This window comes from Runella sp., from assembly GCF_965279615.1.
Taxonomy (GTDB): Bacteria; Bacteroidota; Bacteroidia; order Cytophagales; family Spirosomataceae; genus Runella.
On the sequence record NZ_OZ257252.1, the window covers coordinates 6,312,107 to 6,327,351 of the forward strand.

The following is a 15,245-nucleotide window of genomic DNA, read 5'->3' on the forward strand; positions in this document are numbered from 1 at the left end:
TTAAAATTGCAAGGATTTTCACACCAAAAAAATCCATTCCTGTTACACTTTATCAACTAACTAAATCATTATGAGAAAAGCTTTACTGCTGTTTCTCCTCCTTTGGGGGGGGATGGTAGGTACATCCGTACTTGCCCAAGACAAATCAATTTCAGGGAAAGTAACCGCCGACGATGGTTCTGCCTTACCGGGCGTGAGCGTAATTGTGAAAGGTACCACTCGCGGAACTAACACCGATGGAGAAGGGAATTTTAAAATTAATGTTCCTGCCAATGCCCGTTTATTGTTCAGCTACGTTGGATTTACGGCCCAAGAAATTGCGGTAGGTAACCAAACTACTTTCACCGTAAAACTGCTTCCTGATGCGGCCAGTCTGGATGAGGTCGTTATCACTACCTTTGGTACAGCTAAAAAAGCCTCATTTACGGGTTCTGCGGCTAAAATTGATGCAGAAAAACTGGGACCTCGGCCTATTACCAACGTTGCTCAGGCACTGGCAGGGTCTTCTGCGGGTGTGCAGGCCACCGCAGGTAGCGGACAGCCGGGCAACGCTCCTGATATTCGTATCAGAGGTTTTGGCTCTATTTCTTCTTCAAATGATCCATTGTATGTAGTGGATGGAATCCCTTACAGTGCCAGCATCGCCAACATCAGCACCGATGACATTGAGAGCATTACGATTCTTAAAGATGCGGCTTCTACGGCGCTTTACGGAGCCAGGGCGGCCAATGGTGTGGTGATGATCACCACTAAAAAAGGAGTAAAAGGTAAAAATACCATCAGCGCAAAATACACCAAAGGTTTCAGTACCAGGGCTTTGCCTGAGTACGATCGCGTTGGGCCGGCTGATTATTATCCATTGATGTGGGAAGCTAACCGTAACAACTTTGCGTATAGAGCCGCCAACCCTGTAGAGATCAATAAGGCCAGCGCCGATGCTTCTGCCGGTCTGGGAGCCCTTGTTGGTTATAATGTATATGACGTTCCCTTTGCGCAGTTGGTTGGTACCGACGGAAAATTGAATCCAAACGCAAAATTAATTTACAGCGCCGATGATTTGAATTGGGAAAAACCGTTGATGCGCCAGGGAAATCGGGATGAAATAGGCCTTAACTTCTCAGGTTCCAACACTAACTCAGATTATTTTCTTTCATTGTCGTATTTGAGTGACAAAGGATTTTTGATTCGTTCTGATTATGAGCGTTATACGGCACGTTTGAACGTCAACAGCCAAATGAAACCTTGGTTCAGAACGGGAGCCAATATTTCAGCTACGATCACTAAGTCCAATCAGGCCGATGTTCCTGCCAATGGTGGAACTACATTTGTAAACCCCTTCTTTTTCTCCAGAGGAATGGCTCCGATCTATCCTGTTTATGCGTATGACCCTGCTAACCCAGGCTCATTCCTGACGCTTGAAAACGGACAAAGAAGATGGGATTATGGTAATTTGTCGGCTCTTGGTCTTCCAAGCAGACCTCAAAACGGTGGACGTCATGCAATTGCCGAAACGATCCTTAACCAAAATTACTTCCGTAGAAATGTATTGGGCGGTCGGGGTTTTGCCGAAATCACATTCCTGAAAAACTTTAAGTTTACAGCCAATGTGGGTACTGACATTACAAACCTGAACGATGTAACTTTTGGAAACCCTGAAATCGGCGATGGCGCCCCTGCCGGTAGAGCTTCCCACGATTTTCAGAATATAACAAGCTACAACCTGTCCCAATTGTTGAATTACAGCAAGACATTTGGCTCTCATGGCGTTGAAGTATTGGTAGGTCATGAAAATTATAACTATACCGACAATATTCTGGAGGGTTCAAGATCACAACAAGTTGTGGACGGGAATTATGAATTGGTAAACTTTACTACTACGACCAACCTTAATTCGCAATACAACAGACGTAGAGTGGAAGGCTTTTTCTCACGTATCAACTACGACTACAACCAAAAATACTTCCTGTCGTTTTCAGCGCGCAGAGATGGTTCAAGTAAGTTCTACAAAGATGTTCGTTGGGGTACTTTTTACTCGGCCAGCGGTGCATGGCGTATCGATCAGGAAAACTTCCTGAAAGCGGTTCCTGTCATCAGCATGATGAAATTGAGAGCTTCGTATGGCCAAACAGGTAACGACGGCGGTATCAGCAACTATGCATGGCAACCGCTTTTTGAGTTGGGTCGTAATAATGCTACAGAAGCGGGTATCCTTCAATTAAGTTTAGGAAACAGTGGCCTTGAGTGGGAATCCAGCAATGCGTTCGACGTAGCTTTGGAGTTTGGTCTTTTGAAAAATCGTATATCAGGTACTATTGAATATTTTGATCGTCGCTCGTCCAACCTGATATTTGACGTTCCTTTACCATTGTCGGCCGGTATTGCTACCGTAACCAGAAACATTGGTACAATGTATAACAAAGGTGTTGAGTTTGAATTAAATGCTACTCCGGTTCAAACGAAAGACTTTAGCTGGAACATTAATTTGAATGTGACCAGCCTGAAAAACAAGATCACCAAGATGCCTGACGAGAGTAAGGAGATCATTGACGGAACTAAAAAATTGACAGAAGGCAGTTCTATTTATGATTTTTGGTTGAGAGAGTATATGGGCATAAGCTCGGCTACGGGGGAAGTACTTTACAGAGCTTCCGCTTTTCAGACGGCCAATTCTTTCGTTACCGAAAAGGGTGATACTGTAACTACAAACGTTAACAACGCACGCTATCATTACAACGGTACTTCTATCCCTAAAGCAACGGGAGGTTTTACCAATACCCTCAGATTCAAAGGTTTCTCATTGTCGGCGTTGATCGTCTATCAAATCGGCGGCAAAATTTACGATGGCGCCTACCAAAGTTTGATGGGCTCCGGTTATCATAATGCCAAGCACGTTGATATCTTGAGAAGATGGCAAAAACCGGGTGACGTTACCGATGTACCAAGAATGGATGCCGGTCGTACTACTGATTTCAATGCCGATTCTGACCGCTGGTTGATCGATGCAAGCTATCTCAATATCCGTACTGTAACGCTTTCGTATACTTTACCCAAACTGATTGCTCAGAAACTCTATTTGGAAAACGCTCAAGTTTATGTCAGTGGTGAGAACTTCTTTATAAAGTCTCGCCGGAGCGGTATGAACGTACAGCAAAACTTTTCCGGTACAACCGGCAACGTGTATAGTTCTGCCAAAGCTGTGGTAATGGGTATTTCATTTTCACTTTAACATCAACAAAATCATGAAGAATAAATTATTAATAGCATTCGTAGCTATGCTGTGTACAGTAGCTACTTCCTGCGAGAACACTTATTTAGATACTGTACCTACTGCCAGCGTTGATGCTGCCTCGGCTTATGCGACCACCAAAAACGCAGCTGCCGCCATCAACGGTATTTATCGGGCACTCATTCTCCGCTACCAGAGTTCACAGGGGCATTCAGGACACCCTGCGCTGATGATCATTTTGGATCATATGGGTGAAGACGTTATCATTGGTGCAACTGCCGCCAGCTGGCACGTGGGCGAAACAAGATGGACTGCTCACCGCTCCGACACCAACGTGATGACTATTTTTCCTTATGAGATGTATTATCGAACCATCGGCAATGCCAACATTGCCATTGCCAACATTGATAATGCAACAGGTACACAAGCTGAAAAAGATCAAATAAAAGGAGAAGCACTGGCTTTGCGCGGTTGGGCTTACTTCAATCTGATTCAATTGTACGGCAAACGGTACGATGCTGCTGCCAAACCAAACGCTCAATTGGGCGTGCCTTTGGTATTGACACCTACTACTGAAGGTCTTGCAAGAAATACGGTGGAAGAGGTTTATACTCAAATCAACAAAGATTTGGCACAAGCGGCAACATTGTTAAAGACAACAAGAGCCTTCAAGTCGCACATAAACCTGGAAGTAACAAAAGGCCTTTTGGCACGGGTAGCTCTTACGCAACAAAACTGGGCCGATGCCGCGAAATACGCCGCAGAAGCCAGAACCGGTTATGCTCCAATGTCAGAAGCTCAATATCAGGACGGTTTTCAGGATTTAAGCAACCCTGAGTGGATGTGGGGCTTTGACCACTTGGAAGATCAGTCAGAGTTCTTTGGAGGGTACCATTCTTATATTTCCTGCAATTACAACTCAACCGTTATCAGAACGTATCCTAAAGTGATCAACAGTTTGCTTTATAACGCCATCCCAACTACGGACATTCGGTCTAAAATGTGGGTAAAAGCACCTACTGCTGCCAACTCAATCGTTCCTCCGGGTGGGGTAAGAGTACCTTATCTAAACCAAAAATTCAGACTTCCGGGTGTTCCTTCTACCAGTGCTATGGGTGATGTGCCTTACATGAGAGCCGCTGAAATGTATTTGATTGAAGCAGAAGCCAAAGCTAAATTAGGACAGGATGCCAATGCTGCCAAGGTTTTGTTTGACCTGATCAGCAAAAGAGATGCTGCTTACAAACTTTCAACAAGCACCGGTGCTACATTGTTAAGCGAGATATATTTCCACAGAAGAGTTGAATTGTGGGGTGAAGGTTTCAGATTCCTTGACTTGAAACGCCTGAATCAACCTTTGAACAGAAACGGAACCAACGCCATCGCGTCTATCGCAGTTCTTTTTGATATGCCGGCGGGTGATAAGCAATGGGAATTCCTCTTTCCAAGAAGAGAGATGAATGCTAACAAAGCCATTGTGCAGAATCCTCTTTAATAGGTAATCAACAGTAAAAAGAAAGGCCCTCCAAATAAATTTGGAAGGCCTTTCTTTTTGAGGAAATAAAGAGTGCAGAGGGTTGCTCACAACCCAACCGGTCGGGTTGTGAGCAACCCTCTGCACTTTCACCGAATCAAACGCTTGTTTTTCCCTGCAATACCGGCCTTTTATCTTTGGCTCCTGACATACGGTTCATGCTGTTATCAAAACTTACCTGAACCGAATCTCCTTCAAATTTACAGGTGATAAAATCGCGGTGAGGCGTTTCATAATAACGCATTGTGATCTCAAAGGTATTCGGTTCTCTCCAACTGCCGCTTGCGGCAATTTTAGAGATACGTTCTCTCTTTATTTTGGGAGAAACAACCAGGTTTGGTTGAGAGAGGTCGGTTTCGCCAAAGGCCCATTTTTCTAATCCGCAGATAAATCTATGTTCTCCTGCCTTGTCTTTGATGAAAAATTGGTAGGTGTCGCCTTCGCGGTAAGCCAGTGATATGCTCTCTATATTCAATGAATTTGGTTCTATCTGAAACAATTTGCCCGACACTTTGGCGGCAGTTGAGCGGATTACCCCTCCTTTGGGAGGCAATAATGCCAGTGCGACCAGTTGTTGTTTTAATTCCTTATTCGCTAAGGCATTGGCAGGCAGTGATTGCGACTTCATGGCAGGCAATAAATGTTCCCAAACCAGATCAAGAATTCCCTGCATGTTGGAGGTTTCGCTTGTGATGGCAATGACGGCGTCCTGATCGGGCATTACAATGGTGTATTGACCAAAAGCGCCGTCACCGCGAAAGGCATTGTGTCGGCAACGCCAGAATTGATAACAATATCCCTGCAACCAGTCGTTTTGGTCATTGGAGCGGGTAGGTTTGGCGGGAGCGGGCTGCTGTATTTTAAAGGTTGTAGCTTCTTCCACCCACGCTTTCGGAATCAACTGTTTGCCGTTCCATAGGCCTTTTTGCAGGTATAATTGGCCAAACTTGGCTAAGTCTTCGGTACGTACCCGCAAGCCCCAACCTCCGGTATTGATACCCTGCGAATCTTCTTCCCAATCCGCTCCTTCAATGCCTAACGGCTCAAATAAACGGGGTTTGAGGTAATCAACGATCTTTTGTCCCGTTACTTTCTGCACAATGGCCGAGCACATATAGGTTGCTATGCTGTTGTACAAAAAGACACTTCCGGGAGTATATTTGATGGGAGTTGCCAAAAAAGATTTGGCCCAATTATCTTCATTTCTGATCAAAGGCTCCGCCTCTTGCCCTACTGACATTGATAGTAGGTCTTTGACCTTCAATTTTGCTAAGTTCTCACTGATGGTAGCAGGCAGATCATTGGGGAAAAATGATACAACCAAGTCGCTCGTCTTGAGTTTTCCTTCAGCTACCGCAAAGCCTACGGCCGTAGAAGTGAAACTTTTGCTCATCGAATACAAAGTATGCTTTAGGTCTGCGCGGTACGGAGCCCACCAACCTTCGGCCACTACGTGCCCGTGGCGTACTATCATCAAACTATGAAACTCGTGTTTGCTTTGGGCAACGGCACCCAAAAATGCTGAAATTCCCGCCGAGTCTATGCCTTGGATTTCAGGAGTGGTACGTGGTAAACTTATTTTTGATTTGGCAAACAGATCAAAAGGCACAGCTGCCGAAAAGGCCATGCCTGCGCCGGCAAAGCCCAGCTGCTGAATAAATTGACGACGAGTGGTTTGCATAAGTTATCTGTATTTTCGCTTTAGATAAGGCACAAGTACTTTGGCATACTCGCGATATCCCTGCGGGTTAAGGTGGAGGCTGTCCTGTGTATACAACTCACCTTTAACAGTACCGTTAGCGTTGAAAAGAAGAGGATTTATGTCTATGTACGACAGGCGCTTCCCTGTTGTGCAACCTGTAGTGAATAGTTTTATCAAAGCATTTCCTTTCTTGAAAGTTTCCCAATGCTTGCGGCGCGAGGGAGACAGCTTCATGGATACATAACAGATCCTTGTTGATGGAAAACGATTTTGTACCAATGCTATCAATTCACGATATGAATCAAACATCTGTTCTGCTGATTTATACTTACCCAACGCCAAATCATTTTCGCCGCCGTAGATAACCAATAGTTTCGGTTGATACGGAAATACCGCCCGGTCCAGATAATGAATAAGCTCAGGAATGGTAGAACCTCCAAAACCGTGGTTAACAACGGGCAATGGAGCCAGATCCGTTTTCATGTCTTTCCAAAGGCGCCAGCTGGAGCTTCCGTAAAATAGTATCTCGCCGGTTTTAATGCCTTTTTCTAGATTGTCTTTTTCGAAAGTTCTGATTTCAGGCTCATACCGATCAATTTGGTAGTCACATTCGAAGGCTTCTGCAATAGGTTGAGGTTGGGAATAATTAGTGTCGGGTTGACAAGCCATCAGCAATGCCAACCCCAAAAGGGGTAGAGTAAAATTTTTTCTCATAAGTAGGGTGAATGGAGTGCAAGCGAAAAGATGCGCAATTTACTAAAAAACAAAGGCTTACTGAAAATATTTTTATACTTTTCAGTAAGCCTCACTAATATTTTAATGCTTTTAGGGATATTTTCTGCCTAAAGCAAGTTTACTCTTTCTTACCTTCGAATTCCATTCCCTGAAATTCAACCTTTACTTTTACAATTTTCTTTTCTTCGTTACGGGTAAAGGTAAATTTGGCGGCGCTGTCGGCGGTTTCAAATTTATCAACAGCATCTTTGACCGGAGCAATTGGACCTCCCTGATCTCCTGCCTGAACTGCAAGAGAACCTTGTTTCAACGAAAATTCCATGAACTCAAACGGAAGGCCTTCAAATTTATATTTGCCCGCAAATTCTTTTAGGGCAGTAGTATCGGTTGAAGCAGCTGCCGTTGGAGTAGCAGTTTGTGCTGAAGCAGAATAAGAAATGGCACCAATACCCAACAGCAGGGAGAAAATGATTTTGTTCATAAGTTTTACTAAATTTAAATTGAATGTATTTTTTGCAATGATAAAAAACTGCCGGCAGAATCTGCATTAAAAATCAATGAATTTTTTATTAATTTTTCCTGATAAAATACAATATATATGCTAAATAAATAAAATCCGACCTCCCAATGAGAAGTCGGATTCGAACTTACCTAAACCTTTTCTCTACTAATGAAATCTTTAATTTTATTACTGCGATAGTCGATCGATTCAAAGAATACGATTGCCTTATCGGAAAAATTTAGATGAAAACCTGATATTGTACCGTTACTGAGCCACGCCGCCCGTTTTGTTTCAAAAGACCATCGGTGGCATTTTGATAGACCGGACGATTCTGGAATTCCAATGATATTTTAGAATTATGACCTTTCAGCATCCAATTAACTCCTATATTATATATACCTGCTGTTTTGGTGAGGCGTTGATAATCGGCCAGTTGTGCTGATGCATACGGCATAAGTGTTCCATTTTTGCCAAACAGATCAGAAGCACATAAGTACCCGAACTGGCTGTAAATCACGCTGCCCGTGCCAAACATTGGAAAAGCATTGCCTTGTATTCCCGATACTCCCGACAGCGATTGTGTGGTACCGTTGGCAGGGTTCATGATGCCGTTGAAACGCAGGTAATTGGCACCGTAGTCGGTATGAAAATAGCCTAAGTAGGCAGAAATAGCGGTTCCTTTTGCCTTATTGACCGGCATATCGGCAAACATCGCCAATGACCATAAATTCATGGCATTATACACCGTATCGCGGCCCGAATTTTGCGTGCGCCACATGGCCGCTTTTTGACTGATAAAACCTCCTTCAATGTTCAATACTTTTCTTTTTCCCAAATAAGTGCCTGTCATGTAAGGTGTTTGGTGGACATCTTTGTCAAAAAAGTTGTAAACCAGAAAGCCTTGGTATTGTTTGTGGTGTCCTTTGGCGGCAAAAGTAGAGTTGACCGAAATCGCAGGAACGGGGTTTCCGTTTGTTCCGATGGGAAAGGGATCTGTTAAACCAAATCGATAATCCCAATGGCCCACTTGCCCACGAGCATAAAGGGTAAGTTTGCGCGAGAATTCATCCGTTTGGTCTACCGTAGCCTGAGCAAAAACGGGTACATCCATCGTCATAATGCTGCTCACACTTGGTTGGCTAAAGCGCGAAAGACCATTCAAAATCGTCAAACCACCGCCAATTTTCAACCAATCTTTGTTGGGAAATGCCGAGAATTCTACCACTGCATCGTGCAAAAAGAAAGCTACTTTACGGTTGGAAGGAACTCCCTGTGCGTTTCCCAACGCCGGAAAACCATTTAAAAAGTTAAAATTGTTCATCCCCAATTGGAGATAAATGAACGTACGGTCAGTGATTTGTCCGAACAATTGCATCCGTGTACGGCGCAGACCTAAGTCAAACGTTTGAGGGGCCGCTTCGCCTAAGACTGTGGTACCGGGATTACTGTTGTTAAAACGTACCCACGTTTGATTCAGAAACGTGGCTTTGAAAAAATGGGAACCTGAGGCATTAAGATTGTACTTTAACTCATTCTTTTCAGGAATGGCTTTAAGGGTGTCCTGTGCTTGAGTTGTAACGGCGACAAATAAAAAAAACCAAATAAAATGCTTCATGGTGCGAGAGTAATTTTTTCGACACAAAGCACCGCCGGAAAGATTAATACCGATTAAAAAACAAATTAAAAAGCGGTTAAACAAATCATTTATTTTTCTCTTCCCTAAGATTCTTCTAAATTAGTGCTTTCAAAAATCCACATAATCAACGGTTTACCCCCTACTTTTTAGCTTTTCAGCATGAGAAATTGGCTTTTGTTATGGGTTTTCTTTTTACCTTTCTACAAAACAGTGGGGCAGGTACCGCGTATTGATCATACTCGAAACTACAATCATGTCTATAAAGACAGCCTTAAAGCGGTAGCTAAAAAAATGTTGGCCGATGTAGAGCGTCTACCTTCTTCTTCCAAACAACTTAAACAAAAAATGCAGGTACTCAACTTGTTGGGTTCTTTGTATCTGGAAGATGACTACCGCGATCTGGATACGAGTATGTTCTATAATGACCGCCTGTTTGAGCTTGCCAAGCAGCAGGAAGATAAAGAAATGGTGATAGAGGCTATGCTTCGCAGAGAAGTAAAGTACCGCCGCACGCATGACTATGTCAGATCGCTTGAAATAAGTCTGGAAGCGCTCAAACTGTGTGACGCCTTGGGTGGCAATTGCCGAAAATCCTGGATGATACAACAAAATCTGGGGCAAAGTTTTTTGCGCTCCTCTGATTTTCCAAAAGCGGAAAAGTATTTGAAAACGGCCCTGGCGCAACTGGAAAGTAGCTCTGACGAAGACAGGCCACTCAAACTGAAATTTATGCTGGGCCTTTACAGCATGCTCAATTCTCTGTACCAGCAATGGGGCAAGAATGAATTAGTGCTTCAAATGTTTGAAAAGCAACTTGCCGTGGCGCAGGAATTGAACAATAAGAACTCGTTGGCGGGCACCTATGAAGAAATGGGTGATTATTATAATAAGATCGGGCGGGCCGGTAAAGCCCTGCCGCTTTTGAGCAAAGCCTTTGCACTTTTTGAAGAGATCAACCATACACGGGGGGTGGCTTCAGTGACCAATAGCCTCGGAGAATCATTTCTTGCCCTGAAAGATTATAAAAAAGCGCAGGGATATGCCGAAAAAGCATTGGCTATGGCCGACCGGTATAATTATGCTTCTCTTAAACCATTTTCTTATCAAACGCTCACCGTAGCGTATGCGAAGCTTGGAAACGAACTTGCTTCCTTAAGGGCTTACCGCCGGGAAGCTACTTTACGCGATAGTTTGGGCATTGCCCGCCGATTAGTGGCGTTGGCAGATATGCGGCGCGTGTACGAAGTCGACAGCGCACGTCTGGAGCAGCAGATCGCTTTGCAGAACCGTACCCGAAATTTTTTGCTGATAGGGGTATTTCTTTTGAGCGCATTTGGCATTGCATTGATCGTTTACAGCCGTACATTACGGCAGAAAAATTATGAACTGGCGCGCAAAAAACGTGAAATAGAAGAAGCGTTTTTGAAAGGGCAAACAACTGAACGTAAACGTGTTGCGTCTGAATTGCACGATAACTTGGGCGGGCTTTTATCGGCGGCCAAACTAAGCTTGCAGATTCTTGACCCTTCACAGCTTGACCGCCACGAGCGCGATATTTATGATAATGTGGTGGAAATGATGATCGACGCCTGCCGCCAAGTACGGACGCTTTCGCACAATATGCTTCCCGAAGACTTGGAGCGGGAAGGGCTTTTGCCGGTATTTGACCGTTTGATCTACAAACTGAATTCGGCAGGTACTACGCAATTCAGTCTTCAGACAAGCGGCGATCTACCGGAGCGTTTTACGCCCGAAATTGAGTTTAATCTTTACCTGATCGGTTTTGAATTATGCAATAATGTTCTCAAACACGCCCAAGCTACCAAAACCTTTGTAACCCTGCAACGATTGGGCAACCGGGTGATCCTGACCGTGGCCGACAACGGAAAAGGCATTCCGATCCAAAGAGTGGAAGAGGGGATGGGTTTACAAAACATTCGCCAACGCGCTACGGACATTCGTGGTACGCTTTCAATAGAAAGTCAACCTAACGGCGGAACCGTTATCAGTATTAATATTCCATACGAAGAAACACGACAATTACTTACGCCTCAAATTGTACTTAACAACTGATTTTCTCTTCTTCAAAAATGCGATAACTGAAGCGTTTGCCGGTGAATCTATCTTGGTAATTTATCAAAAACTGCGCAGGCGTTTTTTGAATTTGAGTAGTGCTTACGGTGCGTAATAAGTCGTTGCGATTCATGACGAGATCATTGGTAATATCACCGTTACCTCCCAAAGTATGGAAGTCAAGTACGTCGCTTCCTTCAAAAACGACGTGCTGAATCGCCCATTCTTTAAACCAATGTTCACGTTCCTGAATAATCGTATCAGTATATAATGTTACCGACGACCAAGCATAGGTTTGAAACGCATCTAACGTTTTTATATGCAATTGAGCACCGTCCCAACGAAGTTCAGAAAGCTGTAATTTATTCTCCTGTTCAACAATAATTAACGTAAACGGCTCAATGCCATTGAGTTCATATTGCTCTACAAAATCCGACAATTGCTCATATCGAAAAAAATCAAGCACTACTTTTCCTCGACTCATTCGATAGGGAGGCTGATGCCGGTGCTTAACAAACGCTCCATTGAGCAGACAAACCGTTGCCTTAGGCGAAGTGGCGATCCATGTACCTCCGGCCAACTTATCCTGTGGATAAAATACGGGTGTTTCATCAATAAAGTATTTTTTGGGAGGTAATGCCTTCGGACGCCCTACACTTTCATCACGATTGGAAGTCAGAATAAAGCCTCGTTGGTAGGGGATATAGGTTACAAAGCACATAATTTATCAATGGTGGGTTAAGTACATCAGGCATTTACACTTTCGCGGTACTTGATGGTCGAATACGCTACGCCGAAGTGAGCAGGGAGGGTTATTTCCGGGAACTGCTCCCGGAGGGCGATCTTAATAACGGCAAAATGGTGAATGGCATGCTCGGCCATATACACCAATTCACGCGCCCATGATGTTTGAATGTGTTCAGATTCGTTGCCCAAAAAAGATGTTTTGAGGGTAATGGGCGTTTGAGGAATCGCTTTGGTCAATGATTCTTCTAATGTATGGATGAAAGAAAGACTGAAAGCGGGGTCATTTTCCAGACGCATATTGCGATTCCGGGCATCATAATCTACGAAACCGTGCGGTGCCTGCTCAAAAAGACATTGGTAAAATTCTAATGTATGCCTGATGTGTTTTCCTACGCTGCTGCCATGCAGTAGGGGCAACGGACTGGAATAAGCCTCATACGAGATGATGGTGAGTAAATCTCTAAGCTGGAACAGTACATCAAGATTAGTTCGTTGGAGCAAATTCATTTTAAAATGGTGTTAGCTGTTAGATGGATAGTAACATCATTGGACATTCCGAAGGTATTACCTCCGATGGCCCAATCACGTCGGTTTATAGTACATGTTCCACTAAAAGTGGCTTTATTATTTGACTCTGAAAATGTAAACGGCACTTTTACAATCTTCGTAATGGATTTAATGGTCAATTCAAAGTAGCCGATGTAGCCATTGGGGGCTTTTTCGAACTTCGTAGATTTTAGACTGATGTTAGGGTATTTGGCCACTTCAAAAAAATCTTCTTTTTCGCGGAGATGTCGATTTCGAAGCGAATTGTCGGTATCAACAGAAGCCGCGTCAACGGTGGCTGAAATACTGTTTGTATTAAGAGTTTCAGGATTGAATTTCAGCGTTGCCGACAATCCTTTGAACGAGCCTTGGACCGTTACACCGAGCATTTTTACGGAAAAACCAATGCTTGAAGCAATCGGTTGCCATGTTTGACTAATCCCATTACCCGATATACTTACGCAAATTACTAAAACTAAGATTGTTTTCATAGCTTCTAAAGCATCTTTTCGGCGTTATAATCTGAAAGAAACTGCCACAAAAGGCATTAATATCTTGTTGCGAAAGCGGTCGTTCTCAAACGTAAGTTTTTGAGAGGCAGTGTATTCGGTAAACTGAAAACTGCCACCGATGCGTATGGCGGTTTTCGGAGTCAACCAATAACGTGCATAAAGTTCAGAGTTTAAACTTCCCAAGTCATTATCGCTGACCAATAACAAATTAAAGCTTGTAGGTTTGGCCGATTGTTGTGTATTGTGGAAACGTGAGCCGGTAGATTTGGCAATAAACGTCCCTGTCTGCTCGCCGCCAAAAGTTACGCCAACGGCGTCAATGTTGAAACCAACGTCCAGCTTTCGGAAACTGTATTCCAGATTAATGACCAAATTGAGTGCGTTGGTTTGCGAATGCGCTAGACGGAGCGTGTCAATGTTGGACAAAACATTTTCAACAAACAACACCTGCGGCCCTACTTGCCCTGAAGTAAGCCGGGCGGGTGCGGTGGTATAATCACGGTTCTTGCCGACAAAGGATGTTAGGCGCACTCCCCAACCCACTTTAAATCGTTTGACTTTACCAATACCATACAATTGTTGGTACGATAACGCCCCCGAAAATCCGCCGATGGCCGACAATGCCACGTCAGCGTTTGCCTGTTTTTTAGGGTAAACATATTGGGCATGACTGCCGGTAACTACCGTTAGGGTAAACAGTATCAAAAATGCTTTTCTCATTCATTTAAAAGTTAGCTGATAAAAAATCGAATTGGAATACATAGTGCTGTAATTATCATTTCAGTTCGGCACTGCCAAATAATACAGAAAACGACTTGCACCAGATTAAGACGTATTTATACGTTTTCAGGTCAACATTAGCGGGAATTTCAACAAAATAATTGCCAATGTTTACTTTAGTACTGCTTTCGATAAATCGTGAAGCTACACGATCTTCGGAAAGATAAATGCGTAGATCGGGCCCGCTGTCGGTTTTGAAGTTATCAAATACAAGGGTATATTTTTCCCCTTTTTGATACAGTTTTACCCCACCGGAAGTAGTGTGAACATTGGACACAAACTCACCTTGGGCCAATAATTTTTGCCCTACAGAGTCAAATTGAGCGATAGGCTTATTAATGCCGATATTGTTGGTCGTTGACTCCGGTGTCAGCGAAACCGGTAAAAGTTCCCCGTTTCTTTGACAGGCCATTCCTCCCGACAGCACCAACAGCAGTAACAGTATTTGTTTCATGGGCTTTTATAATTTGTTCCTGTTACAAAGGTGCCCAATCATGCCCGAAATGAATGTCGGCTCGCTGACGTTTGCGTGATATTTATACCGTAAATTTTCGCAGTTGTTTTATATCAGGAATAATAATATTGCTGCGATTGTAATCGAGAAGTCCATGCTGTTTTAATTCGCTGAAAAGCTGGGTCACTGTTTGGCGGGTGCTGCAAATCAAGCCGGCAACGTCCTGATGCGTCAGGTAGTTTTTCAGGGTAATACCTTCGGGAGTAGGCGTGCCTTCTTTTTCGGCCCACTCTTCCAAAAAAAGCAATAGACGGGTACGAACGTCTTTAAACATGAGATTTGTATATCGATTCTCAAGCCTGCGAAAACGTAAGCCGATCAGTTTGGTGAACTTTATGGCCAGGGTAGGGTTTTGTTGGATGACATTTTCGAAGTCTTCAATTTTAAAACTGCAAACCGTAACAGCGTCAGATAAAGCGACGGCATACTCATCCGTTTCGACAGTATCGAGCGTGATTTGTCCGAAAAGGTCTCCTTTCTGAATTACTTCTTTGATCTTCTCGTTGCCGTCAACGTCCAGTTCTACAATTTTTATAACTCCCTTTTTAAGAAAATAAACGCGATTCATTTCGTCGTGTGCAAAGTAGATGATCTCGTTTTTTCTGGCAGATTTGAAATTGGTGATCAGGCAAATTTGTCGTAGTTCCGCAGAATCAAGGTGCCTGAATAATTGATGGTCGCGAAGGTGCCAATAGCGGGTTTCGAGCGAAAATTGCGGCGTCATTCTACAAAGGTTTA

General features: G+C 43.7%; 13 protein-coding genes. 3 read left to right on the forward strand and 10 right to left on the reverse strand.

The window, feature by feature from the left end; translation table 11 throughout:
* Positions 1–70: 70 nt before the first annotated feature.
* Positions 71–3,226: a SusC/RagA family TonB-linked outer membrane protein gene (locus ACQY73_RS26425; RefSeq protein ID WP_428656922.1), complete on the forward strand. Its 3,156-nt coding sequence runs from the start codon at positions 71–73 to the stop codon at positions 3,224–3,226.
* 13 nt (positions 3,227–3,239) lie between these two features.
* Positions 3,240–4,721, forward strand: coding sequence for a RagB/SusD family nutrient uptake outer membrane protein (locus tag ACQY73_RS26430; RefSeq protein ID WP_428656925.1), 1,482 nt, complete (start codon positions 3,240–3,242; stop codon positions 4,719–4,721).
* A 136-nt stretch (positions 4,722–4,857) separates the two neighbouring features.
* Here ACQY73_RS26430 and ACQY73_RS26435 read toward each other — a convergent pair whose 3' ends face one another.
* The 4 genes from ACQY73_RS26435 to ACQY73_RS26450 all read right to left on the reverse strand — a co-directional run bounded on the left by ACQY73_RS26435 (position 4,858) and on the right by ACQY73_RS26450 (position 9,314).
* Complete coding sequence (locus ACQY73_RS26435) at positions 4,858–6,441, reverse strand: serine hydrolase domain-containing protein (protein WP_428656928.1); 1,584 nt, start codon at positions 6,439–6,441, stop codon at positions 4,858–4,860.
* A 3-nt stretch (positions 6,442–6,444) separates the two neighbouring features.
* On the reverse strand, positions 6,445–7,176 hold the full coding sequence (locus ACQY73_RS26440; RefSeq protein WP_428656931.1) for a GDSL-type esterase/lipase family protein: 732 nt from the start codon (positions 7,174–7,176) through the stop codon (positions 6,445–6,447).
* Positions 7,177–7,315: 139 nt separating this feature from the next.
* Entirely contained in the window at positions 7,316–7,678 is a 363-nt protein-coding gene (locus tag ACQY73_RS26445) for a hypothetical protein (protein WP_428656933.1), read from the reverse strand.
* Positions 7,679–7,937: 259 nt separating this feature from the next.
* Entirely contained in the window at positions 7,938–9,314 is a 1,377-nt protein-coding gene (locus ACQY73_RS26450; protein WP_428656936.1) for a hypothetical protein, read from the reverse strand.
* 180 nt (positions 9,315–9,494) lie between these two features.
* On the opposite strand from ACQY73_RS26450, the gene ACQY73_RS26455 reads away from it, so the two are divergent.
* Complete coding sequence (locus ACQY73_RS26455; protein WP_428656939.1) at positions 9,495–11,408, forward strand: tetratricopeptide repeat-containing sensor histidine kinase; 1,914 nt, start codon at positions 9,495–9,497, stop codon at positions 11,406–11,408.
* Here ACQY73_RS26455 and ACQY73_RS26460 read toward each other — a convergent pair.
* The 6 genes from ACQY73_RS26460 to ACQY73_RS26485 form a co-directional block, all read right to left on the reverse strand.
* Positions 11,398–12,129, reverse strand: a complete 732-nt coding sequence (locus ACQY73_RS26460) for an NRDE family protein (protein ID WP_428656941.1) — start codon at positions 12,127–12,129, stop codon at positions 11,398–11,400. The two genes, ACQY73_RS26455 and ACQY73_RS26460, sit on opposite strands and share 11 nt — an antisense overlap.
* Before the next feature lie 26 nt (positions 12,130–12,155).
* Positions 12,156–12,662 carry a DinB family protein gene (locus tag ACQY73_RS26465; protein WP_428656944.1) on the reverse strand — a complete coding sequence of 169 codons (507 nt, stop codon included), beginning with the start codon at positions 12,660–12,662 and terminating at the stop codon, positions 12,156–12,158.
* Positions 12,659–13,192 (reverse strand): YceI family protein, encoded by a 534-nt coding sequence (locus ACQY73_RS26470; RefSeq protein ID WP_428656947.1) that lies wholly within the window; start codon positions 13,190–13,192, stop codon positions 12,659–12,661. The genes ACQY73_RS26465 and ACQY73_RS26470 overlap by 4 nt, the downstream gene beginning before the upstream one ends.
* A 24-nt stretch (positions 13,193–13,216) precedes the next feature.
* The gene (locus tag ACQY73_RS26475; protein ID WP_428656950.1) at positions 13,217–13,933 is read right to left on the reverse strand and encodes a hypothetical protein; all 717 of its coding nucleotides are present in this window, start codon (positions 13,931–13,933) and stop codon (positions 13,217–13,219) included.
* A gap of 55 nt (positions 13,934–13,988) precedes the next feature.
* Positions 13,989–14,447 (reverse strand): DM13 domain-containing protein, encoded by a 459-nt coding sequence (locus tag ACQY73_RS26480; RefSeq protein ID WP_428656953.1) that lies wholly within the window; start codon positions 14,445–14,447, stop codon positions 13,989–13,991.
* Between the two features lie 82 nt (positions 14,448–14,529).
* Entirely contained in the window at positions 14,530–15,231 is a 702-nt protein-coding gene (locus ACQY73_RS26485; RefSeq protein WP_428656955.1) for a Crp/Fnr family transcriptional regulator, read from the reverse strand.
* Positions 15,232–15,245 lie beyond the last annotated feature (14 nt).